This window comes from Methylobacterium gnaphalii (genome assembly GCF_007992215.1).
In the GTDB taxonomy this organism is placed as follows: Bacteria; Pseudomonadota; Alphaproteobacteria; order Rhizobiales; family Beijerinckiaceae; genus Methylobacterium; species Methylobacterium gnaphalii.
This window is the reverse complement of sequence record NZ_BJZV01000006.1, coordinates 159180-181027: the sequence shown is the minus strand read 5'-3', so window position 1 is coordinate 181027 and position 21848 is coordinate 159180. Positions and strand designations below refer to the sequence as shown.

Genomic DNA, 21848 nt, shown 5'->3' with positions numbered 1-21848 from the left:
CCCGGCGTAATCGCCAGAGGGACATCCTCGCGTATCAAGGCGGGCCTGAGCCCTGCGGACTGGCCTTAGAAGTCCAGGACTTTCTTGGCTTCCTGAAGCTGCACGATGTGAGCATTCAGTTGCTCGCGCTTGGCGAGGTCGGTGGTGGCATCCCGGTCGAGTTCGGTCTGCTCGATCTCCTTGTCGAGCATGGCCGGATTCACTTCCTCGATCGGCGCAGCGCGCTCGGCGAGGACAATGACCGAGTCAGGGCCGATATCGGCGAAGCCGCCCTGGACGTAGATGCGCTTGCCGCTGCCCGACGTCTCGGTGACGGTGATCACGCCGACCTTCAGCGTGGTCAGGACGGGCGCGTGCTTCGGCAGCACGGTCATCTCGCCCTCGGTGCCGGGGAGCTGAACGGCCTGGACCTCGCCGGAATAGAGGGTCCGCTCGGGTCCGACGAAATCGAAGTGGAAGGTGGCCATCGGATCTCAGGTTCCGCATGCACGACGCTCCTCCCCTGACGCGGGGAGGAGGAAGGATACTGTCAGTCCGGACGCGGCAACGCCCCGTCCTCGCCCTCCCTAGGGGGGAGGCTGCTTACGCGGCGTCCTTGGCGAGCTTCTTTGCCTTCTCCTTGGCGTCCTCGATGGTGCCGACCATGTAGAAGGCGGCCTCCGGGAGGTCGTCGTACTCGCCGTTCACCAGGCCCTTGAAGCCCTTGATGGTGTCTTCCAGCGGCACCTGGATGCCCGGCGAGCCGGTGAACACCTCGGCGACCGAGAAGGGCTGCGAGAAGAAGCGCTCGATCTTGCGCGCGCGGGCAACGGTCAGCTTATCCTCCTCGGAAAGCTCGTCCATGCCCAGGATCGCGATGATGTCCTGGAGTGCCTTGTAGCGCTGCAGGGTCTGCTGAACCTTACGAGCGACCTCGTAATGCTCCTCGCCGAGGATGGCGGGGGAGAGCATGCGCGAGGTGGAGTCGAGCGGGTCCACCGCCGGGTAGATGCCCTTCTCGGCGATCGAGCGGGACAGCGTGGTGGTGGCGTCCAAGTGGGCGAAGGAGGTGGCGGGCGCCGGGTCGGTCAAGTCGTCGGCCGGCACGTAGATGGCCTGCACCGAGGTGATCGAGCCCTTGGTGGTGGTGGTGATGCGCTCCTGCAGGGCGCCCATATCGGTAGCCAGCGTCGGCTGGTAGCCCACGGCGGAGGGGATGCGGCCGAGAAGCGCCGACACCTCGGAGCCCGCCTGCGTGAAGCGGAAGATGTTGTCGACGAAGAAGAGCACGTCCTGGCCCTCGTCGCGGAACTGCTCGGCCACCGTGAGGCCGGTCAGAGCGACGCGCGAGCGGGCGCCGGGGGACTCGTTCATCTGGCCGTAGACCAGGGCGCACTTGGAGCCCTCGGCCGAGCCGTTGTTCTCCTTCGGGTCCTTGTTGACCTTGGACTCGATCATCTCGTGGTAGAGATCGTTGCCCTCGCGGGTGCGCTCGCCGACGCCGGCGAAGACCGAGTAGCCCGAGTGCACCTTCGCGATGTTGTTGATCAGCTCCATGATCAGCACGGTCTTGCCGACGCCGGCGCCGCCGAACAGGCCGATCTTACCGCCCTTGGCGTAGGGGGCGAGCAGGTCGACGACCTTGATGCCGGTCACCAGGATCTGCGACTCGGTCGACTGGTCGGTGTATTCCGGAGCCGGCTGGTGGATCGCGCGGAAGGTCTGGGTCTCGATCGGGCCGGCCTCGTCGATCGGCTCGCCGATGACGTTCATGATGCGGCCGAGCGTGTTGTGGCCGACCGGCACCTTGATCGGCGCGCCGGTATCCTCGACCTCCTGGCCGCGGACGAGGCCTTCCGAGGTGTCCATGGCCACGCAGCGCACGGTGTTCTCACCGAGTTGCTGGGCGACTTCGAGCACCAGGCGGCTGCCCTGGTTCTTGGTCTCCAGCGCGTTCAGGATCTCCGGCAGGTGACCTTCGAACTGAACGTCGACCACGGGGCCGATGACCTGGGTGATCTTGCCCTTGGCGTTGGTGGGAGCCGAGGTATTCGCCATGATGCCTGTCCTTCAGAATGGGTGTGTCAGAGCGCCTCGGCGCCCGAAATGATCTCGATGAGTTCCTTGGTGATCATGGCCTGACGCGTCCGGTTGTAGATCTGCGTCTGCTTCTTGATCATCTCGCCCGCGTTGCGGGTCGCGGAGTCCATGGCGCTCATGCGGGCGCCCTGCTCGGAGGCGGCGTTCTCGAGGAGCGCCTTGTAGACCTGCACGGCGAGGTTCTTCGGCAGGAGCGTGGTGAGGATCGCCTCCTCGCTCGGCTCGAACTCCATGGCCGCATTGGACGCGGCGCCGGTGGCGCTATTCTCGCCCTCGGCGGAGGGCAGCTCGGCCGGGATCAGCTGCTGCGCCGTCGGGATCTGCGAGATCACCGACCGGAAGGCGGAGTAGAACAGCGTCGCGACGTCGAACTCACCGGCGTCGAAGCGGGCGATGATCTTCTCGGCGATCTCGGAGGCGAAATCGTAGTCGACAGGACGCGTGCCGCGGATGTCGATGTTCTCGATGATCTCAGAGCGGAACTGCCGGCGGAGCAGGTCGTAGCCCTTCTTGCCGACAGTGAAGATCTTTACCGTCTTGCCCTGGCCCTGAAGCTCGCGGGCATGCTTGGCGGCAAGGCGTGCAATCGAGGAGTTGAAGGCGCCGCAGAGGCCGCGATCGGCCGTGCAGACCACGAGCAGGTGCGTCTTGTCCGCGCCACTACCCGAGAGCAGCTTCGGAGCGCCGACGCCGCCCACCAGGTTGCCGGCGAGGTTGCCGAGCGTCGCCGCCATCTTGTCGGCATAAGGCCGGCCGGCCTCGGCAGCGTTCTGGGCGCGCCGCAGCTTGGCGGCGGCCACCATCTGCATGGCCTTGGTGATCTTCTGCGTCGACTTCACCGAAGTGATGCGATTCCGCAGATCCTTCAAACTCGGCATCGATCAGGCTTCCAGGTCTCGCCGTTTCCGTTTTCCCACCAGTGATCCGGGAGCGGCCGCGCCGTCCCGGATGCAGGTGGTCACCCCTTGCAGTCGCCTCAGGCGAACGACTTGGAGATGCCCTCGACGACGCTCTTCAGCTTGCCGGCGCTGTCGTCCGACAGGTCCTTCGAGTCGCGGATCGCGTTGAGCAGGTCCTGGTGCTTGGAGCGCAGGGTCTCGAGGAGCTTGTCCTCGAAGGCGCGAACCTTGGCGACCGGCAGGGTGTCGAGATAGCCGTTCACGCCGGCATAGATCACGGCGACCTGCTCTTCCATCTTCAGCGGCGAGAATTGCGGCTGCTTCAGGAGTTCGGTGAGGCGCGAGCCGCGGTTCAGGAGCTTCTGCGTGGTGGCGTCGAGGTCCGAGCCGAACTGCGCGAAGGCGGCCATCTCGCGGTACTGGGCGAGCTCGCCCTTGATCTTGCCGGCGACCTTTTTCATCGCCTTGGTCTGGGCCGAGGAGCCCACACGCGACACCGAGAGGCCGACGTTCACCGCCGGGCGGATGCCCTGGTAGAACAGGTCGGTCTCGAGGAAGATCTGGCCGTCGGTGATCGAGATCACGTTGGTCGGGATGTAGGCCGAGACGTCGTTCGCCTGGGTCTCGATGACCGGCAGAGCGGTGAGCGAGCCCTTGCCGGCCGCGTCACCCATCTTGGCGGCGCGCTCGAGCAGGCGGCTGTGGAGGTAGAACACGTCGCCCGGATAAGCCTCGCGGCCCGGCGGACGGCGCAGCAGCAGCGACATCTGGCGGTAGGCCACGGCCTGCTTGGAGAGATCGTCGTACACGATCACGGCATGCATGCCGTTGTCGCGGAAGTACTCGCCCATGGCGCAGCCCGAGAACGGCGCGATGAACTGCATCGGGGCCGGGTCCGAGGCGGTGGCGGCGATGACGATGGAGTATTCCAACGCGCCCTGGTCCTCGAGGACCTTCACGAACTGGGCCACGGTGGAGCGCTTCTGACCGATGGCCACGTAGACGCAGTAGAGCTTCTGGCTCTCGTCGGTGCCCTGGTTGAGCGGCTTCTGGTTGAGGATCGTGTCGAGCGCGATCGCCGTCTTGCCGGTCTGGCGGTCACCGATGATCAGCTCGCGCTGGCCGCGACCGATCGGGATCAGGGCGTCGACGGCCTTGAGGCCGGTGGCCATCGGCTCGTGCACGGACTTGCGCGGAATGATGCCCGGGGCCTTCACGTCGACGCGGCGACGCTCGGTCGACTGGATCGGGCCCTTGCCGTCGATCGGGTTGCCGAGGCCGTCGACCACGCGGCCGAGCAGACCCTTGCCGACCGGCACGTCCACGATGGCGCCGGTGCGCTTGACGGTCTGGCCTTCCTTGATCTCGCGGTCGGAGCCGAAGATCACGACGCCGACATTGTCCTGCTCGAGGTTCAGGGCCATGCCCTTCGCGCCGGACTCGAACTCGACGAGTTCGCCGGCCTGGACCTGGTCGAGCCCGTAGATGCGGGCGATACCGTCACCGACGGCGAGCACCTGCCCGACCTCGGTGACTTCGGCGGCTTCGCCGAAATTCTTGATCTGCTCTTTGAGGATCGCGGAGATCTCGGCGGGGCGGATGTCCATCGTCGGGCCTTCTTTGACTGTCGCGTATTCAGTGAGCCGCTTGCCGCGCCCTAGTGGGCGGCGTGCATGGCGAGGCGGATTCCGTTGAGCTTGGTACGCAGCGAGGCGTCGACCATGCGCGAGCCGATCTTGACCACGAGGCCACCGATCAGGCTCGGATCGACCTTGAGGTCGAGCTGGATCTCGGAGCCGGCGACTTCGCGCAGGGTCTGCTCGATGTCCTTGATCAGCGCGTCGGACGGCTTCTCGGCAACGCGGACCTCGGCGTGCACGATGCCCTTCGACTCACGGACCTTCTCGCGGTAGCCGCGGATCATGTCCGGGAGGGCGAAGAGCCGGCGATTCGAGGCGGCGAGCTTGATGAAGTTGGCGGCAAGCCCAGCGATCCCGGCCTTGGACAGGATCGCGTCGATCGCGGCCTCCTGCTGCTCGGCGGAGTAGGCCGGGCTCTTCACGAGGCGACGCAGATCGTCGCTTTCGTTGAAAAGAGACTCGAACCGGTCCAGGTTCTGCGAGACATCGTCGACCTGTCGCTCGTCGCGCGCCAGCTCGAACAGCGCGAGGGCGTAGCGGCCTGCCACACCGGAGACCAGGGCACCTTCGGAACCGTTCTGCGCCACCCGTCGCTCTCTTTGCTTCGTGCCCGTCGGCTCTTCCCGACCTCGCTCACCGTCATGAAGGCGGCGGCTCGGCGAACCGTGGAAGAAAGGGGATGCGCCGTCAGTCCGGGCGGGTGACGACACCCCCCCTTCGGCGCGCGGTGGCCGTAGCATGGCACTGCGGGCCTGCGCAAGGCGACGGTTCGGCCGATTCCGAACGCCGGCGAAGGAATCTTGGCAAGGGTTTAGCAAGGCTCCGGATCGGTCGCGTCCGCCATTCTTGCGAGCGCGGCGAAGCAATTCAGGGCCAGCTCATCAACGCTGGCGGGCGTTGCTCCGGATTGCCTTGGCTTCACCGCGCAAGGACACGTGCTCAGATCCAGCCCTGCAATTCCCGCCTCACCACATGCTCGATCACCCGCATGCCGAGGCTGGAATCATTGAGGCATGGGATGAAGGCGTAGTGCTCGCCGCCATTCTCCTCGAAGTAATGGCGGTTCTCGCCGTCGAGCTCTTCCAGCGTCTCCAGGCAGTCGGCCGTGAAGCCGGGCGCGATGATCGCCATGCGTTTCACGCCGGACTTGGCCAGGGCGATCACCGTCTCGTCGGTATAGGGCTTGAGCCACTCTTCGTTGCCGAATCGCGACTGGAAGGTCACCCGCATCCGCTCGGCCGAGTAGCCCAGGCGCTCGCGGATCAGCCGGCCGGTCTTCAGGCATTGGCAATGGTAGGGGTCGCCCTTGAGCAGATAGCTCTTGGGCACGCCGTGGAACGAGGTGAGGATCACCTCCGGCTCGAAATCGAGCCCAGCGAGGCCCTCGCGAATCGAATCGGCGATGGCATCGATATAGACGGGGTCGTCGTGATAGGGCGGCGAGACCCGCACCGTCGGCTGCCAGCGCATCTGCATCAGCGCCTTGAAGGCCTGGTCGCAGGCCGTCGCCGACGTCGCGGCCGCGTATTGCGGATAGAGCGGCACCAACAGGATGCGGTCGCAGCCCTGATCGAGCAGGGCCTGGATGCGCACCGAGACCTCGGGCTTGCCGTAGCGCATCGCCCAGTCGACGAGCACGCTGTCGCCCATGGCTGCCTGCAGCTTCTCGGACTGGCCGCGGGTGATCGTCTTGAGCGGCCCCTCGTTCAGCTCCTTGTTCCAGATGCTGTCGTAGTCGCGGCCCTTGGGACCGGGGCGCTTCGAGAGGATGATCAGGTTCAGGAGCGGCCACCAGATCAGGCGCGGCACCTCGATCACACGGCGGTCGGACAGGAACTCCTTGAGGTAGCGGCGCATCGGCCAGTAGCTCGTGGCCTCGGGCGTGCCGAGATTCATCAGCAGCACGCCGACGCGTCCGGTCTTCGTCACCGGATGGTCCGGCGGCATGACGGCCGGCCCGACCGGTACGGTGACCGGGCCGCTCGGCTGCAGGCTTGTTGGCTCGACACGCTCGTTCATCAGGCTTCCGGTCACGATTTCCGGCCCCCGGACGGTGAAGGTCGACGCGAGGCACCCTGGGCCGGTTATAGACAGCCAGGCCTCGCGCCAAGCCAAGCATCCGCCCACGAGACATGGCGCGAAACCGTCGCCGAGACCAGCGCGGCATGCCGCCCCGCCCCGTCACTCCCTCAAGAGGCCCAAGGCTGCATGACCGACACCCCCGTTGCCGACGCGCTCCAGGCCTTTCGCGAGAGCGGCTCGCCCTGGCTCGCGCTGCCCTTCTTCTCCGACGGCGGCGCGGAAGCGGTGGCGCGACAGGTCGATGCCTGCGTAGCGAACGGCGCGCGGGTGCTGCCCGCACCCGAAAACATCTTCAGGGCCTTGAGCCTGACGCCGCTCGACCGGGTGAAGGCCGTGATCCTCGGGCAGGACCCGTACCCGACGCCGGGGGACGCCAATGGGCTGGCCTTCTCCTATGTCGGGCCGCGCCGTCTGCCGGTCTCGCTCAAGATCATCCTTGCCGAGGTCGTCGAGGCGTCGCAGGGCGAGAAGCCGGTCTTCCGGTCCGGAGATCTGACGCCCTGGGCGGAACAGGGCGTGCTGCTGCTCAACACGGCGCTCACGGTGGAAGCCGGCAAGGCCGGCGCGCATCTGCGGCTCGGCTGGTCGCGTCTTGCCGACGAAGCCGTGGCCGCGGTCTCGGCGCGGCAGGATCCGGCGGTCTTCCTGCTCTGGGGGGCGCAGGCGCGTGCCCGTGAAGGGCTGATCGACACGCGCCGGCACGGTGTCTTCGCCTCAGGCCACCCATCCCCGCTCAACCGCGCCCGGGATTTCCCGGGCTCGCGGCCCTTCACCAAGGCGAATGCTTGGCTGGCGGAGCGAGGGCTCGCGCCGATCGCCTGGCGGCTCGATTAGCGGGTCGAGGCCGCCGACCCTTTCGAAGCGGCCAGGGCCGCGGCCCGGCCGCCGGCTGCGTAGAGGTTCAGCCGCGAGTAGAGGCCGAAGGCCGAGCCATCGTCGAGGAAGCCGCCGCCCGGTCCGAGCGTCTCGGTGAGGATCGCGTTGGCCTCGTCGAGGGAGAGGGACGGGAAGGCGGCAGTCAGAAGATAGCCGGCTTCGGGAGCAGCCTTGGCCACATCCACCGCGCGCCCAGCCGCATCCTTGTGGACCACCGGCAGGCCGTAGGTCTGGGTCGCGTCGTAGAAGGCCTGGTTGGCGGCCGCGTCCTTGAAGCGGCCCTCGTCCTTGGCGGCGCAATCGGTGATGGGGCCACCGCAGCCCGCGGTGAGGAAGGCGGTCAGATCGGCCTTCGCCGCTTTCAGAGCAGCCGGATAGTCGGTGATGACGACCGGCTCGCCCTCGGTCTGGCCCATGGCGTTGATCACGGCCGGGTTCTTGCGGCGCTGGCCGACATAGGCCGGATCGTTGGCGAGCAGATGCGCCAGGGCATGGGTCGCGGTGGCGCGGCCGCCGAGCACGTCCATGGCGTAGTGCGCGCCGATGACGATGCGGTTGTTGCCGTATTCGGCGGCGCGCGTGACCATCTGCTGGTAGCGCTCCGGCACCAGGATCGCGAGGAGCAGCGACTCGGTATAGCCGTAGGTGGTGTGGCCGCTCGGATAAGAGGGGCTGTCGGTCAGGTTCTGGCTTGGCCCGCGCAGCCAGTCGATCGTGTGCGAGGCCTTTCCGAAATAGTCGTTGCCCCGGTAGGCGACGAGCATCGGATCGGTCTGGAACGGACGCGAATTGCCGAAGGCGTCGGCCCCGGTGCTACCCGCGGGGCGGCCATAGGCCTTGCCGAAGATGTCGGCGGTGCCGCCATTGGCGCTGTAGATCGCAGCGGCTTCCGGCGAGACGGCATCCTTGCCGTTCTTGGTGGCGTTGGCGAAGAAGTACTTGCCGGAATTCGAATCCGACTTCGTCACGTTGTTGGTGTAGCCGATCAGGTCGGCGACGGCCTTGGAGACGCTCGAGAAATCCTTGTGGCTCTCGTAGCGCGCCCTGGCCTGATAGACGGCGGCGAGACTGCTGCCGAGGCCGTCGGCGAGTTCGGTGGCGTTGCCGTCGGTGATGAAGGCGTCGCGTAGCGCAAGCTGCTGCTGCTCGGCGAAGGGCAGAAGGATCGGCTGCTTCAGGGTGCCGACCTGGATTCCGGTGGTGACGTCCTGGTTCGCCTTCAGCGCTGCCTCGCCCTCCCCGGTCTTCAGCAGCGTGCTCACCGGCGCGAGACCCTTCAACGCCGTGATGTTCGTCGCCGTCTGCGCCAGGGCCGGCAGCGGGGCCAGCACACATAGGATTGCGAAGCCCGTTGCCCTGCAATGGCGCATGATCGTCACCCGTCCCTCATGCCGGCCGTATCAGGCGGGCGATGGTTCGCCCTCCTCTCGCCCGGTGCGGTGAAAGGGATATGACAGCACGGCCGAGATTCGAAGCCTGCGCATCAGCAACGTCCCCGGCTCACGCTTGAACCATCGCAGTCGCCCAGGGCGACGATTGATCCAATCGGGCGCTCACGCGTTGGCTAGCTCGAAGGGATTGCCCAATTCGAGGTAGGCGATGAATCGAAACGCACTGAGACGTGAGACCGAAGCCGCCCTGGCAGCGGAGGAGCGCGCCCATCGGCCGCCTCTGCGCCGGGACGGTTTCGTCTCGGACGAGGTCCAACACGAACAAGCCCGCGTCTTCCGGATGTACGGCCGCATCGAGAGCTTCGGCGGCCGTTCCGGTCAGGCGCCATCAGAGGGCGCCCGCCGAGGATAGATCATGAATGAGGTCAGGCCTTGAACGAGAAACCGTTCCCGGTTTTTCGCAAGCCTGCCCTAGGCGGCGTTCAGCGCCTCGACGATCGCCTCCAGCGCCGCACTGGCGCCGGCTCCGTTCGGGCCGCCGGCCTGGGCCATGTCGCGGCGGCCACCGCCACCCTTGCCGCCGAGATGCCCGGCACCGGCCCGCACGAGGCCGACCGCATCGTAGCGCTCGGTGAGGTCCTCGGTGACGCCGACCACGAGGCCGGCCTTGCCGTCGGGCGCGACGCCGACGATGGCGACGATGCCTGAGCCGAGGCGGGTCTTGCCCTCGTCGGCGAGACTCTTGAGGTCGCGCATCTCGACGCCCTCGACCACGCGGGCCATCAGCTTCACGCCGGCCACCTCGCGCGTGCCATCGTCGCCTCCGCCCGCCTGAGCGGAGCCACCGCTCATCGCGAGCTTTTTCCGGGTATCGGTGAGTTCGCGCTCCAGTCGGCGGCGATCCTCGATCAGCGCGGCAAGACGCTCAGGCACGTCGCCGACCGGCGCCTTGAGCAGCCCGGCAAGGTGACTGAGCGTGCGGCTCTCCTCGGCGCGGTGGCGGCGGGCGCCGTGGCCGGTCATCGCCTCGATGCGGCGCACGCCGGCCCCCACCGCGCTCTCGCCGAGCACGGTGATCTGGCCGATATCGCCGGTTCGCACGACATGGGTGCCGCCGCAGAGTTCGATCGAGAAATCGGTGAGCCGGCCCTTCTCGACAACCGTGCCCTCGTCATCCACCGGCTTGCCCATGGAGACGACGCGGACCTCGTCGCCGTATTTCTCGCCGAACAGCGCGCGGGCACCGGATTCGATCGCCTCGTCCACGGCCATGAGCCGGGTGACCACCGGCTGGTTCTGCAGGAGCACCGCGTTGGCGATCTCCTCGACCTTGCGCAGCTCCTCCGGCTCGATCGGCTTCGGGTGGCTGATGTCGAAGCGCAGGCGCTCGGGCGCGACGAGCGAACCCTTCTGGGCGACGTGGTCGCCGAGGACCTGGCGCAGGGCCTCGTGCAACAGGTGGGTCGCGGAGTGGTTGGCGCGGATCGCCGAGCGGCGAGCGTGATCGACCGTGAGCACCACCGTCGCGCCGGTGGTCAGCGCACCCTGCTCGACCGTGACGTGATGCACGAACAGGTCGCCGAGCTTCTTCTCGGTTGCCGTCACCCGCGCCGTGAGGCCCGGTCCGGTGATGGTCCCGGTATCGCCGACCTGACCGCCCGACTCGGCGTAGAACGGGGTCTGATTGAACAGCGCGAGCCCGCTCTCACTGGCCTTCAGCGTCTCGACCTCGGCGCCCTCGCGCAGCAGGGCGGTGGCGACGGCCTCGGTCTCCTCGGCCTCGTAGCCCAGGAACTCGCTGGCGCCGTTGCGCTCGCGGATATCGAACCACACCGTCTCGGTGGCGGCCTCGCCCGAGCCCTTCCAGGCGGCACGCGCCGCCTGCTTCTGGCGGGTCATCGCCATGTCGAAAGCCCCCGTGTCGACGCCGATGCCGCGCGCCTTCAACGCGTCCTGCGTCAGGTCGAGGGGGAAGCCGTAGGTGTCGTAGAGCGTGAAGGCAGTCTCGCCGGAGAGGTTCTGGCCCTTGGTCAGGCCGCGGCTCTCGGTGTCGAGGATGGCGAGGCCGCGCTCCAGGGTCTTGCGGAAGCGCGTCTCCTCGAGGCGCAAGGTCTCGGAGATCAAGGCCTCGGCGCGCACCAGTTCGGGGAAGGCCTGGCCCATCTCGCGCACCAGGGTCGGCACGAGGCGGAACATCACCGGCTCGCGGGCGCCGAGCAGTTCGAGGTGGCGCATGGCACGGCGCATGATCCGGCGCAGCACGTAGCCGCGGCCCTCGTTGGAGGGCAGCACGCCGTCGGCGATGAGAAACGAGACCGACCGCAGATGGTCGGCGATCACCCGGTAAGAGGCGACGTTGGAGGCGTCGGGTCCCCGCGACAGCACATGCGCCACCGCATCGATCAAAGCGCGGAAGAGATCCGTGTCGTAGTTCGAGTGGACGCCCTGCAGGATCGCGGCGATGCGCTCCAGGCCCATGCCGGTATCGATCGAGGGCCGCGGCAGCGGATTGCGCTCGCCCGGGCGCAGCTGCTCGTACTGCATGAAGACGAGGTTCCAGAATTCCAGGAACCGGTCTCCGTCCTCGTCCGGGGAGCCGGGCGGTCCACCCTGCAGGGCGGGACCCTGGTCGATGAAGATCTCCGAGCAGGGGCCGCAGGGGCCGGTATCGCCCATCTGCCAGAAGTTGTCGGAGGTGCCGATGCGGATGATCTTGTCGTCGCCGAAGCCGGCGATCTTGCGCCAGAGACCGGCCGCCTCGTCGTCATCGGCATAGACCGTGACCAGAAGCCGGTCGGGCTTCAGGCCGAGTTCCTTGGTGATCAGGCCCCAGGCAAGGGTGATCGCCTGCTCCTTGAAGTAGTCTCCGAAGGAGAAGTTGCCGAGCATCTCGAAGAAGGTGTGGTGACGCGCGGTGTAGCCGACATTGTCGAGGTCGTTGTGCTTGCCGCCGGCGCGCACGCATTTCTGCGAGGAGGTCGCCGTCACGTAGGGGCGCTTCTCGACACCGGTGAAGACGTTCTTGAACTGCACCATGCCGGCATTCGTGAACATCAACGTCGGATCGTTCTTCGGCACGAGCGAAGACGAGGGCACGACCGTGTGGCCGGCCTTCGCGAAGTAGTCGAGGAAGGTCGACCGAATCTCGTTGACGCCGCTCATCGTGGGAATCGCTCGGGGGTCTGGACAGGCGTGCCGGATCGGCCGAAGGCGCGTCACGCCCCGGCCATGCTCGCGCCCTCATAAGGAGGCAGTGAGCGCGAGTCACGGGTGGTGTATCGTCCGCACGGCTTGCCGCCAACGGTGTCGGTGTCTAGGCCGCGGACCGGACCAGAGGGCGAAATCGCGCCGAATGCTTGCTGACGAAGACCCTGCCGCCTCGGCGCTCATCGGCTCGGGCCTCAGCTCCGAGGTGTTCCTGCACGGCGCGGACCGGGTGCTCAAACTCTACCGCGAGCCGTCCGAACCCGCCGCCATCGAGAACGAATTCCGGGCAACCGCCCTCGCCCATGAGCGCGGCTTGCCTGCGGCGCGGCCGATCGCGCTGCTGAAGCGAAACGGACGGACCGGCATTCTGTTCGAGCGCCTGCAGGGCCGGACCATGCTGCGCCATTACGCGAAGAATCCCCTCGGGATGATGGTGGCCCTGCGCCGGCTCGCGCTGATCCAGCACGCAATGCATGCTCAGAATGCGGATGGCCTGCCCAGCCAGCGCGAGCGCGTCCGTTACGATATCCAGGGGGCTCGCGTGCCGGAGGCGATCTGCGAGGCGGCGCTCGCCGCACTCGACCGGCTACCGGGGGGCAACGCGCTCTGTCACAACGATATTCATCCCGGCAACGTGCTGTGCACGCCGAATGGCCTCGCCCTGATCGACTGGCAGAAAGCCGGTGCCGGCTGTCCCGCCGCCGACGTCGCCCGCACCGAGCTGATGATCCGCTACGGGCGACTGCCGACCGGCCGAAGAGGAAAGGCCGACAGGCTGCGCGGTCTTGCAGCGGATTGGTACGTACGCTGCTACCGCAGCGCCAGCGGGCTCGGCCGTGCCGAGATCAGGGCCTGGCACCTGCCCTTGATGGTGGCCCGGCTCTGTGCCCGGCGCACCGACAAGGACGCGCAGATCCTGGGCGTCGTCGACCGGCTGATGAAGGCCGCGTGAGCGCCGGAACCCGCATCGGTTCCTATGTCAGGGGGCACCGGGCCCTGCAGGTCCGTGTGACGTCCGGAGCCCTCAGTTCATCTGCCAGATCACGCCGTTGAGCAGGCTCGCGAAGGCGACCCAACCGGCATAGGGCACGAGCAGAAGCGCGGCCGCGCGGTCGAAGCGCCAGGACAGGCGGATGGTCCAGAGCACCATCACCAGCATGGCGAGGGCCACGACGAGCCCGGCCCCGAGGGCATGGGCGGCGAAGAAGACCGGGGACCAGGCAGCGTTGAGCGCGAGCTGGGTGAAGAAGGCGGCAAGCGCCAGCCACCAGGCGCGCCCGGTCGGCCCCGCCACGGGGCGTGCACCGAGCAGGCGCCAGAGGGAGGCTGCGATCATCGTGTAGAGGATCGTCCAGGTGATCGGAAACACCCAGTTGGGCGGGTTGAAGGCGGGCTTCCGGAGGGTGTCGTACCAGCCCTCGATGTTCGGGCTGGTGGAAAGGGACCCGGTCGCCGCGGCGAGCACCACCGGCAGGATCGCGGCGGCGATGCGCGGGATGGGCGGCAGTACGGCGCGCCCGGGGACGGCAATGCGCCCGCTCATGCCGGGAATCCGCTTTCGAGGATCGCAACCGTTGCGCGGCCGGGCGGCTTCGCCCAAGGCACGGTGGCGTCGTGGATATGCAGCGGGAGAGAGATCATGCCTGCCAACTCGCCGAGTCCCGATCTGGATGCAGGCGCATCGGGTTACGCCAAGCGGACGCTCGCCGCGCAGGCAATGGGGCAGATCGATCCGGTGACGCGGGCCGTGGTGCCGCCGCTGCACGTCTCGACCACGTTCCTACGCGACCCGGACAACGCCTACAGTTCGGGCTTCTCCTACGGCCGCGCTGACAACGCAACGGTGCGCGAGGCCGAGAGCGTGCTCGCAATGCTGGAGGACGCGGCCGGCGCGCTCCTGTTCGGATCGGGCATGGCGGCGGCGGCGGCCGTGTTCTGCGCGTTGGAGCCGGGCGATCACGTCATCGCGCCGCGGGTGATGTACTGGGGCCTGCGGCGCTGGCTGCAGCAGGAGGGGCCGCGGCTGCGGATTTCCGTCGATTTCGTCGATACGGAAACGCCGGAAAACGTTCGGGCAGCGATCCGGCCCGGCGAGACACGGCTCGTCTGGATCGAGACGCCCGGCAATCCCCTCTGGACGATCGCCGATATCAGGGCGCTCGCCGACATCGCCCACGCGGCCGGTGCCCGGCTCGCCGTCGATTCGACCGCGGCCTCGCCGTTCCACACTCAGCCCCTGGCGCTCGGGGCCGATATCGTGATGCATTCGGCCACCAAGATCCTCAACGGTCACTCGGACGTGATCGCGGGCGTGCTGGCCTGCGCGGACGCCGACGCCACCTGGGCGCGGATCACCGCGATCCGGGCCGGCTGGGGTGCGATCCTCGGACCGTTCGAGGCCTATCTGCTGATGCGCTCGCTGCGCACTTTTCCCTTGCGCGCGGCAGCTCAGGCCGCCGGAGCCGCTGCCCTGGCGGAGCGCCTGGGCCAGCATCCGCATGTGAGCACGGTGCTCTATCCAGGCCTGTCCGCGCATCCGGGTCATGAGGTGGCGGCGCGCCAGATGCGGAACGGTTTCGGCTTCATGCTCTCGATCCGGGTCTCGGGTGGGGAAACCGCCGCGATCGCCACCGCGGCAGCCGTGAGGCTCTGGAAGCGCGCCACGTCGCTGGGCGGCGTCGAGAGCCTCATCGAGCACCGGGCCTCGGTGGAAGGACCGGACACGCCCTGCCCGCCGGACCTGCTGCGGCTCTCCACCGGCATCGAGGATCCCGACGACCTGTTCGGCGATCTCGATCAGGCCCTGCGGGCCGCCCATGCCGGAGACAGGTGAAGCCGGGCGTATCGTTTTGCGTTCTTGCGCGTTGTCGGGTCGGACAGACCGGAGCCGATACGATGCGACATCCCATCCCCCATCTCTGCGCCGCTCTCGGCCTGACCCTGCTCGCCGGCCACGCGATGGCCGAGGGGCCGCCGGAATTCGACGTGCGCGAGACCTGTCGGTCGTCGGGCAGCGCGCAGCTCGGCCCGAGCGAGAAGGACAGTCAGGACGGTTGCCTGCGCTCGGAGCGTGCGGCGCATGACGAGCTGAAGCGCCGCTGGGGCGAGTTCAGCACCGCCGCCAAGGCACAATGCTCGAAACAGGCGACGGCAGGCGGATCGCCCTCCTATGTCGAGACGGTCACCTGTCTCGAACTCGCCACCGGCACGGTTCCGGCCCAGACCGGCGACGGATCGCCGAGGCCGGCCGCGCCCGCTCGCAAGGAGAGCAGTACGCTGACCGCCGAGCCCTCCGCCCGGCAGCGCACGAATCCGATCGATGTGCTCGAGCGGAAGCCTTAAAGGCGCCGCGCCAGCCGGAGCCGTTCGGATCAGCGGGAGGAGGCGTCCACGGCAGGGAGCCAGACCGCGTCGTTGGCCGGTGCCCCGGTCGGCGGCGCCGGCAGGCGGCCGTGGTGAAGTTCGGCGAGCTCACGGGCCTGTGCGGTATCGTCCTCGGTGAGGAACAGGCCGAGCGCCCTGGAAAAGAGGCCGAGGCCGGTGCTGCTGGTGAGCACGCTCTGGGCGGGGCTCGAGACCAGCGCGAGGGCGACCGGCGCCATCCAGAGGGCGAGCCACGGATCGGCGGCGTAGATCAGCAGGGCCGTCAGCGCGAGGCCGACGACGATCGCGTCAGCCTGCAGCCGGCAGGCCTCGCGCCAGGGCACATGGCGGTCGTCGCGGGCCTGGGAATCCCAGCGCACCACGCGACCGGCCAGTGTCGTGAGCACGGCCCCCGAGGCGAAGAGCGCCATTACCGGCCAGAGCAGCACCCAGGTGACCTGTTCCAGCGCGGCGCTCTTGAGCAGCGAGGCGGTGCCCCCGAAGGCGGCGCGACGCTGCGCCGAGGCAAGCACGTAGCCGAGGCTGAGCAGCTTCGGCAGCGCCATCACCGTGAAGACCAGGGCGGCGAGGGCATGGGCGGCCGGGTTGCCGCCGGTCAGCCCGTAGCCGAGGAGGCCGAGCTCGCCGCTCTTCATCGCCTGCACCGTGCCGAGTGCCAGGAAGGCGACCCAGACGGGATAGGCGAGATACATCAGGATGCCGACGATCATGTGCCAGCGGCTGGCCCAACCGAGTCCCTTCATCGGCACGACGCGGCCGTGCTGCAGGTTGCCCTGGCACCAGCGGCGGTCGCGGCCGAGCAGGTCGATGAGGTTCGTCGGCATCTCCTCCCAGGTGCCGCCCATCTCCGGCAGGAGATGCACGTCCCAGCCGGCCCGGCGCAGCAGGGCGCCCTCGACGATGTCGTGGCAGAGGATCTCGCCGCCGAGCGGCGCCTTGCCCGGCAGCACCGGTAATTCGGCGTTCTGCGCGAAGGCGGCGATGCGCAGGATGGCGTTGTGGCCCCAATAGGAGCCGTCCGGACCCTGCCAGGTCTCCAGGCAGCGCAAGCTGAGCGGCGCGTAGAGGCGCACGGCGAATTGCTGGATGCGGGCGAAGAGCGTGTCGCGGCCGGCGGCGTAGGACACGGTCTGGATCAGGCCGGCCCGCGCATTCTCCTCCATCAGACGGACGAGGCGGCGCATGGTGGCGCCGGTCATCAGGCTGTCGGCATCGAGCACGATCATGAAGTCGTACTCGTCGCCGTAGGTCCGGCAGAACTCGACGATGTTGCCGGCCTTGCGCCCGAGATTGCTCTCGCGGCGGCGATAGCGGATCGTCGGCATGCCTGGGCCCTCGGCCCGGGCCCAGGCCTGCGCCCGCTGGAACTCGTGCTCCTCGACGGCGCTGATCGCGCCCTCGCGGGTATCGGACAGCACGAACAGGTCGATGTCGGAGCCGTCGCCGCCCTGGCGCTGCAGCGAGCGGGCCATGACGCGCACCGCCGAGAACACCGCGATCGGGTCCTCGGCATGGATCGCCACCACGGCGGCCGTGCGCGACAGGCCGCTGGCGCGCGGCTCGATTGTCTCGGAGCGCCGCTCGAGGGCGGATTTCACCCGGTCGCCCATCAGCGCGGCGCCGAGGCCGTAGAGGTACTGCCAGGCGGTGAAGACCTGCCAGGCCATGGCCAGCACGAACAGGACGAGCACGCTCCAGGCCAGCGCGCCCGCCGGCGTGCCGAAGGCCCGCAAGGCCGCCCAGGCGATCAGCGCCGTCGTCGCGAGCGTCGGCACGGCGAGCATCAGCCGGCGGATCAGGAACGAAGGCCCGGCGGCGCCGTTGGGAGCCGGTCTCTCGACCCCGGACACGTCGTGCGACAAAGGTGAGGTGGACATGCGGGTCGCGAGGGCTCGTTGGGAAACCGGGATCACCCGCCCGGATCAGGAGGATGGATGCACGAGTGCCCCGAGAGTGCTTCGACCCAGGCGGAGGAGACCCGGGAGGCTCGCTTCTCGCGGCGAGGTTTGCTGCGGACGTCGCTCGCCTCGGCCGCGGGCACGCTCCTGCCTAGTGCGTTCGACCTGAATGGTGCCAGAACGATGGCGCAATCCCGCGCATCCGGCCCACCCGATGCCCCGACGACCTATGAAGGTTTCGTCGAGCGGGCCAGGGCGCTCGCCGCCGAGCCGTATCGCCCGGCCCCCGAGGACCTGCCGCAGGAACTCGCCGCCCTCGACTACGACGCCTACCAACGCATCACCTTCCGGCCCGAGAAGACGATCCATCTCGGCCGGCGTTTCTCGCTGCAGCCCTTCCATCGCGGCTTCCTGCAGAGGAAGCGCGTCGACGTCGTGCTGCAGGGGCCGGACGGGACGGCGCGGCGGCTCGACTACGATTCGAGCCTGTTCGACCTCGGCCCGGCCCTGCAGGGACGCAGCTACCCGCGCTCCCTCGGCTATGCCGGGTTTCGCCTGAATACCGGCTTCGACGCCGCCAAGCCCGACGTGCAGGAAGAATTCCTGGTCTTCCTCGGCGCCTCGTATTTCCGGCTGCGCGGACGCGGACAGACCTACGGCCTCTCGGCGCGGGGCGTGGCGGTGAACACCTTCGGGCCGGGCTCCGAGGAATTCCCGGATTTCACGGCCTTCCGCATCCTCGAACCCTCCGGCGATGAGGCCACCATCACGGTCCTGGCCCTGCTCGATGGGCCGAGCCTGGCCGGCGCCTACCGCTTCGTGGTGACGCCGGGCGAGACCGCCCATATCGCCGTCACGGCCTCGCTGCATCCGCGCCGCGAGATCGCGCGGCTTGGTCTCGCGCCCCTGACCAGCATGTTCCTGCACGGGCAGAACGGTGCGGGCGCGCGCGGCGCCGAGCCCTTCGACGATTTCCGCCCCCAGGTGCACGATTCCGACGGTCTCGCCGTTGAGACCGAGGGCGACCGGCTCTGGCGGCCGCTGGTCAACGGGCGACCGTCCACCGCGATCTCGGCCTTCGAGGCGAGCCCGCTCAAGGGGTTCGGCCTGCTCCAGCGCAACCGGCGCTTTTCCGACTATCTCGATGTCCAGGCCCGCCACGAGGACCGGCCCGGACTCTGGGTCAGGCCGGAGGCGGGCAATGGCGCCTTCGCGTCCGGGGCGGTGCAGCTCTTCGAGATCCCGTCGAGCGAGGAATATACTGACAACATCGTGGCCGCCTTCGTGCCCTCGGCCAAGCCCGCACCGGGCCGGGCGATCGAGCTCGCCTACGGCCTGACGACCGTCGGGGCCGAGCCCACTCCCCTGCTCGGCGGTACGCCGGCCCGCGTGGTCTCGACCCGGATCGGCTCGGCCGAGCGCCTTCGCCCGACCAATCCGCCGAGCCCGCAGCGCCGGCTCTACGTGATCGATTTCGAGGGCGACGGCCTGCCGAGCGATCCGCGGGCACAGGTCGACGTCGCCCTCTCGGCAAGCGCGGGCGCCTTCGTCGATCCCTTCACGGAGCGGGTGCCGCAGACCGGCGGCTGGCGGCTCTATGCCGAGTATCGCCCGCCGAACCCGCTTCCCGCAGGCGACGTGGTGCTGCGCGCGCGCCTCTCCCATGCCGGCCGGGTGATCACCGAGACCTGGGACGCGGTGGCGTAGAGGCGGCGGCGCGCTTACATGCGCCGGTGAATCCGGAGCCCGCCGCCTTGCACCCTTTGCCCGTCTTCGAGACCGTCGCCGCCCTGCGCGACCAGGCCGGCGCCTGGCACGGCCAGGGCGAGCGGATCGTGCTGGTGCCGACCATGGGGGCGCTGCACGAGGGCCATTGCGCCCTCGTCGCCCATGCCCGCACGCTGGGCGAGCGCGTGGTGGCGAGCATCTTCGTGAACCCGACCCAGTTCGGACCGACGGAGGATTTTTCGCGCTATCCGCGCACCATCGAGGCCGATCTCGCCGCGCTGGCGCAGGCCGGGGCCGACGCGGCCTACCTGCCGAGTCCCGAGACGATGTACCCGCCGGGCTTCTCCAGCCGCATCGAACCGGGCGGGCCCTCGGAGGGCCTGTGCGGAGAAGTCAGGCCCGGTCATTTCTCGGGCGTCGCCACGGTGGTGACGAAGCTGATCAACCAGTCCCGGGCCGACATCGCCCTGTTCGGCGAGAAGGATTTCCAGCAGTTGCAGGTGATCCGGCGGGTAACGCGCGACCTCGACCTGCCCGTCGCGATCGCCGGGATGCCGACGATCCGCGAGCCGGACGGCCTCGCCCTGTCCTCGCGCAACCGCTATCTCAGCGAAGCCGAGCGCAGCATCGCCCCGCGCCTCCATGCCGTTCTGGCCGAGACCGCCCAGCAACTCGCCGACGGGCGCGCGGCGGCTCCGCTTCTCGCCGACGGCATCGCGGCCTTGAACGCCGCGGGTTTCGGGCCGGTACAGTATCTCGAACTGCGCGACAGCGAGACCCTTGCCCCTGTCGCCGGGGTCGAGCGCCCTGCCCGCCTCCTGACGGCGGCCTATCTCGGCACGACCCGGCTGATCGACAACGTCGCCGTCCTGCCGCGGGCCTGAACGGGCCTGCGGATCCGATCCGTGCCCTCCTTCAGGGCCCGCTGACGTGGGCGCCTCAGGATGAGGGTTCGGGCGGGACGAGCGAGGTCACGGCTGCCGGCTATCGCCGAGCCTGTGCTGCGCGAAAAAGTCGAGCATGGCGCGCGAGGCGTCGGGTCCGAGGGGATCGGTGTAGCTGCCGGAGGGGCTGCCGCCGGACCAGGCATGACCGGACCCGTCGACCTGCCAGGACTCTGCCTGCACCAGGCCACCCGCGTCCCGATAGAGCGTGCGCGTGTAGCGATGGCCGCCGGGCTTCGTCCCGCTCTCGCGGCTCGGCGACAGGCCACTGACACCGGCTTGAGCCAGAACTTCCTCGCCGTTGCGCGGATTCACCGTCGTGTCGCTGGCACCGTGGAAGACGATGGTGGGGACACGAGCGGCCTGCGCCGTGCCGAAACCCGAGCTGCCGCCGGGCAATTCGGCGCCCGGGGCGCCGGCCCGCATTGCCATCAGCGCCGATGACAGGTCGCGGGCGCAGCCTGCCGCCAGGCCTGAATGGACGCCAACCCCGGCGAACACATCCGGATAGGCCCGCGCGATGTTGACCGCCGCGGCCCCGCCCGCCGACAGGCCGGCAATGTAGACCCGCGCCGGATCGATCGGATGCTCGGCAATGATCGCCCGCGTCAGCCCGGCGATGATCCCGGCCTCGCCGCGCTCGCGGCCCTGGTCGCGCGTCTCGAACCAGTTCCAGCATTTCTGCGCGTTGGCGCCGCGGGTCTGGCCCGGATAGGCGACGTAAAGCCCGTCCTGCTGGGCCAGCTCGTTCATGCGCGTGCCGGCCGCGAAATCGTCAGGCGACTGCGTGCAGCCATGCAGCATCACCACCAGGGGGCGCCGTCCGGCATGGCCGGTGGGGATGAACAGCTTGTAGTCACGGGCGCCGGCCGCGTTGCTGAAATGGCGCGGGACGAAGCGCTCGTCCCGACGACCCTCGGGTTCCGGTTGCAGGCCGTGAAACTCGAACCCCTTCAGTCCCTTGGCAAGGGGAGACTCGCGCAGGCCGCGCAGCAATTGCCCGAGACCCTCGCGGAGGCGCTCGGGCAGGATCGCGGCGTGACGATCGGCCTGCGCCGTCCTCGATCGTGTAGCGCCCGCGCGTTCCGGCTCACCGGACAGGCCGCGCTGGACCAGCGCCGACGCTTCGTTGAATCGTCCATCGCGAATGAGCCGGCTTGCCTCCGCCAGGTTGGCGAGGTTCGGCATCTTGAAGCCACGTTCGGTCATCGGATCGCTTTCCGTAAAAGCCAGCCGCCGCAGCGCAGGGCGCCTCGCGTCGGGAGGAAAAAGGGAGACATCGAGGGGGGTCAGCGCAGGCGGTCGGCCAGCGCCTCGCGGACTGCCGGACTGGCTTGGAGGCTGCCGAGCACCTCAACGGAGCCGATCGTCGCGCGGGCAAGATCCGCGGGTACGTCCGCTTCGATGACCGCAAGGCCGAGGACGCGGATGTCGATCGTCTCGCCTGCGGCGAACAGGCTTTCGAGCTCGGACCGCCGATAGTGCCTCAAGCCGAGCTCGACGCTCTTGCGGGCCATCGACTGCCGGGTCAGGTCGGCATGGCGCTCGGCCTGATTGCGGATCGCCGTGCGAATGAAATCGCTGCGGTTGGCATAGACGCCTTCCGAGACCAGCAGATCGATATGCCCGAGATCGACATAGCCGAGATTGATCGTGATCTTCTCGGTATCGCTCGGTTTCGACAACGCCTGCCGCATCCACTCAGCCCCTCACCATCCAT

Annotated in this window: 19 protein-coding genes; 7 read left to right on the top strand and 12 right to left on the bottom strand. The window is 68.5% G+C overall.

Features of this window, described 5'->3' with window-relative positions; all coding sequences use genetic code 11:
• Positions 1-65 precede the first annotated feature (65 nt).
• From MGN01_RS07725 to hemH, 6 genes are all read right to left on the bottom strand, one after another.
• A complete protein-coding gene (locus MGN01_RS07725) occupies positions 66-467 on the bottom strand; it encodes a F0F1 ATP synthase subunit epsilon (protein ID WP_147046001.1) in 402 nt (133 codons plus the stop codon).
• Positions 468-582: 115 nt separating this feature from the next.
• Positions 583-2037 carry a F0F1 ATP synthase subunit beta gene (atpD, locus tag MGN01_RS07720; RefSeq protein ID WP_147046000.1) on the bottom strand — a complete coding sequence of 485 codons (1455 nt, stop codon included), beginning with the start codon at positions 2035-2037 and terminating at the stop codon, positions 583-585.
• 26 nt (positions 2038-2063) lie between these two features.
• Positions 2064-2957: a F0F1 ATP synthase subunit gamma gene (locus MGN01_RS07715; protein WP_147045999.1), complete on the bottom strand. Its 894-nt coding sequence runs from the start codon at positions 2955-2957 to the stop codon at positions 2064-2066.
• Positions 2958-3055: 98 nt separating this feature from the next.
• Positions 3056-4585, bottom strand: coding sequence for a F0F1 ATP synthase subunit alpha (gene atpA, locus MGN01_RS07710; RefSeq protein ID WP_147045998.1), 1530 nt, complete (start codon positions 4583-4585; stop codon positions 3056-3058).
• A gap of 50 nt (positions 4586-4635) precedes the next feature.
• Positions 4636-5205, bottom strand: a complete 570-nt coding sequence (locus MGN01_RS07705; protein WP_147045997.1) for a F0F1 ATP synthase subunit delta — start codon at positions 5203-5205, stop codon at positions 4636-4638.
• Positions 5206-5557: 352 nt separating this feature from the next.
• Positions 5558-6637: a ferrochelatase gene (gene hemH, locus MGN01_RS07700; RefSeq protein ID WP_147045996.1), complete on the bottom strand. Its 1080-nt coding sequence runs from the start codon at positions 6635-6637 to the stop codon at positions 5558-5560.
• A gap of 189 nt (positions 6638-6826) precedes the next feature.
• Between hemH and MGN01_RS07695 the strand changes: the two genes are divergently transcribed.
• Positions 6827-7534: a uracil-DNA glycosylase gene (locus MGN01_RS07695; protein ID WP_147045995.1), complete on the top strand. Its 708-nt coding sequence runs from the start codon at positions 6827-6829 to the stop codon at positions 7532-7534.
• Here the strand turns inward: MGN01_RS07695 and MGN01_RS07690 are convergent.
• Positions 7531-8946 (bottom strand): phosphatase PAP2 family protein, encoded by a 1416-nt coding sequence (locus tag MGN01_RS07690; protein ID WP_147046056.1) that lies wholly within the window; start codon positions 8944-8946, stop codon positions 7531-7533. The two genes, MGN01_RS07695 and MGN01_RS07690, sit on opposite strands and share 4 nt — an antisense overlap.
• A gap of 229 nt (positions 8947-9175) precedes the next feature.
• On the opposite strand from MGN01_RS07690, the gene MGN01_RS07685 reads away from it, so the two are divergent.
• Entirely contained in the window at positions 9176-9379 is a 204-nt protein-coding gene (locus tag MGN01_RS07685; RefSeq protein WP_147045994.1) for a hypothetical protein, read from the top strand.
• A gap of 59 nt (positions 9380-9438) precedes the next feature.
• On the opposite strand, the gene alaS is transcribed toward MGN01_RS07685, so the two are convergent.
• Positions 9439-12129: an alanine--tRNA ligase gene (gene alaS / locus MGN01_RS07680; RefSeq protein WP_147045993.1), complete on the bottom strand. Its 2691-nt coding sequence runs from the start codon at positions 12127-12129 to the stop codon at positions 9439-9441.
• A 190-nt stretch (positions 12130-12319) separates the two neighbouring features.
• Here alaS and MGN01_RS07675 point away from each other — a divergent pair, with 190 nt between their 5' ends.
• On the top strand, positions 12320-13126 hold the full coding sequence (locus MGN01_RS07675) for a phosphotransferase family protein (RefSeq protein WP_147045992.1): 807 nt from the start codon (positions 12320-12322) through the stop codon (positions 13124-13126).
• Positions 13127-13198: 72 nt separating this feature from the next.
• Here MGN01_RS07675 and MGN01_RS07670 read toward each other — a convergent pair whose 3' ends face one another.
• Positions 13199-13717 (bottom strand): TspO/MBR family protein, encoded by a 519-nt coding sequence (locus MGN01_RS07670; RefSeq protein WP_147045991.1) that lies wholly within the window; start codon positions 13715-13717, stop codon positions 13199-13201.
• 96 nt (positions 13718-13813) lie between these two features.
• On the opposite strand from MGN01_RS07670, the gene MGN01_RS07665 reads away from it, so the two are divergent.
• Together MGN01_RS07665 and MGN01_RS07660 are read left to right on the top strand one after the other, a co-directional pair.
• Positions 13814-15007 carry a trans-sulfuration enzyme family protein gene (locus MGN01_RS07665; protein ID WP_147045990.1) on the top strand — a complete coding sequence of 398 codons (1194 nt, stop codon included), beginning with the start codon at positions 13814-13816 and terminating at the stop codon, positions 15005-15007.
• A 62-nt stretch (positions 15008-15069) separates the two neighbouring features.
• Positions 15070-15516, top strand: a complete 447-nt coding sequence (locus tag MGN01_RS07660; RefSeq protein ID WP_147045989.1) for a hypothetical protein — start codon at positions 15070-15072, stop codon at positions 15514-15516.
• A 29-nt stretch (positions 15517-15545) separates the two neighbouring features.
• Here the strand turns inward: MGN01_RS07660 and mdoH are convergent, their stop codons facing one another.
• Positions 15546-17435: a glucans biosynthesis glucosyltransferase MdoH gene (gene mdoH, locus MGN01_RS07655; protein ID WP_147045988.1), complete on the bottom strand. Its 1890-nt coding sequence runs from the start codon at positions 17433-17435 to the stop codon at positions 15546-15548.
• 57 nt (positions 17436-17492) lie between these two features.
• Between mdoH and MGN01_RS07650 the strand changes: the two genes are divergently transcribed.
• On the top strand, positions 17493-19163 hold the full coding sequence (locus tag MGN01_RS07650; RefSeq protein WP_147045987.1) for an OpgD/OpgG family glucan biosynthesis protein: 1671 nt from the start codon (positions 17493-17495) through the stop codon (positions 19161-19163).
• A 47-nt stretch (positions 19164-19210) separates the two neighbouring features.
• A complete protein-coding gene (panC, locus tag MGN01_RS07645) occupies positions 19211-20068 on the top strand; it encodes a pantoate--beta-alanine ligase (protein ID WP_147045986.1) in 858 nt (285 codons plus the stop codon).
• A gap of 87 nt (positions 20069-20155) precedes the next feature.
• On the opposite strand, the gene MGN01_RS07640 is transcribed toward panC, so the two are convergent.
• Positions 20156-21337, bottom strand: a complete 1182-nt coding sequence (locus MGN01_RS07640; RefSeq protein ID WP_147045985.1) for an extracellular catalytic domain type 1 short-chain-length polyhydroxyalkanoate depolymerase — start codon at positions 21335-21337, stop codon at positions 20156-20158.
• Between the two features lie 80 nt (positions 21338-21417).
• Complete coding sequence (locus MGN01_RS07635; RefSeq protein WP_147045984.1) at positions 21418-21825, bottom strand: ribbon-helix-helix domain-containing protein; 408 nt, start codon at positions 21823-21825, stop codon at positions 21418-21420.
• Positions 21826-21848 lie beyond the last annotated feature (23 nt).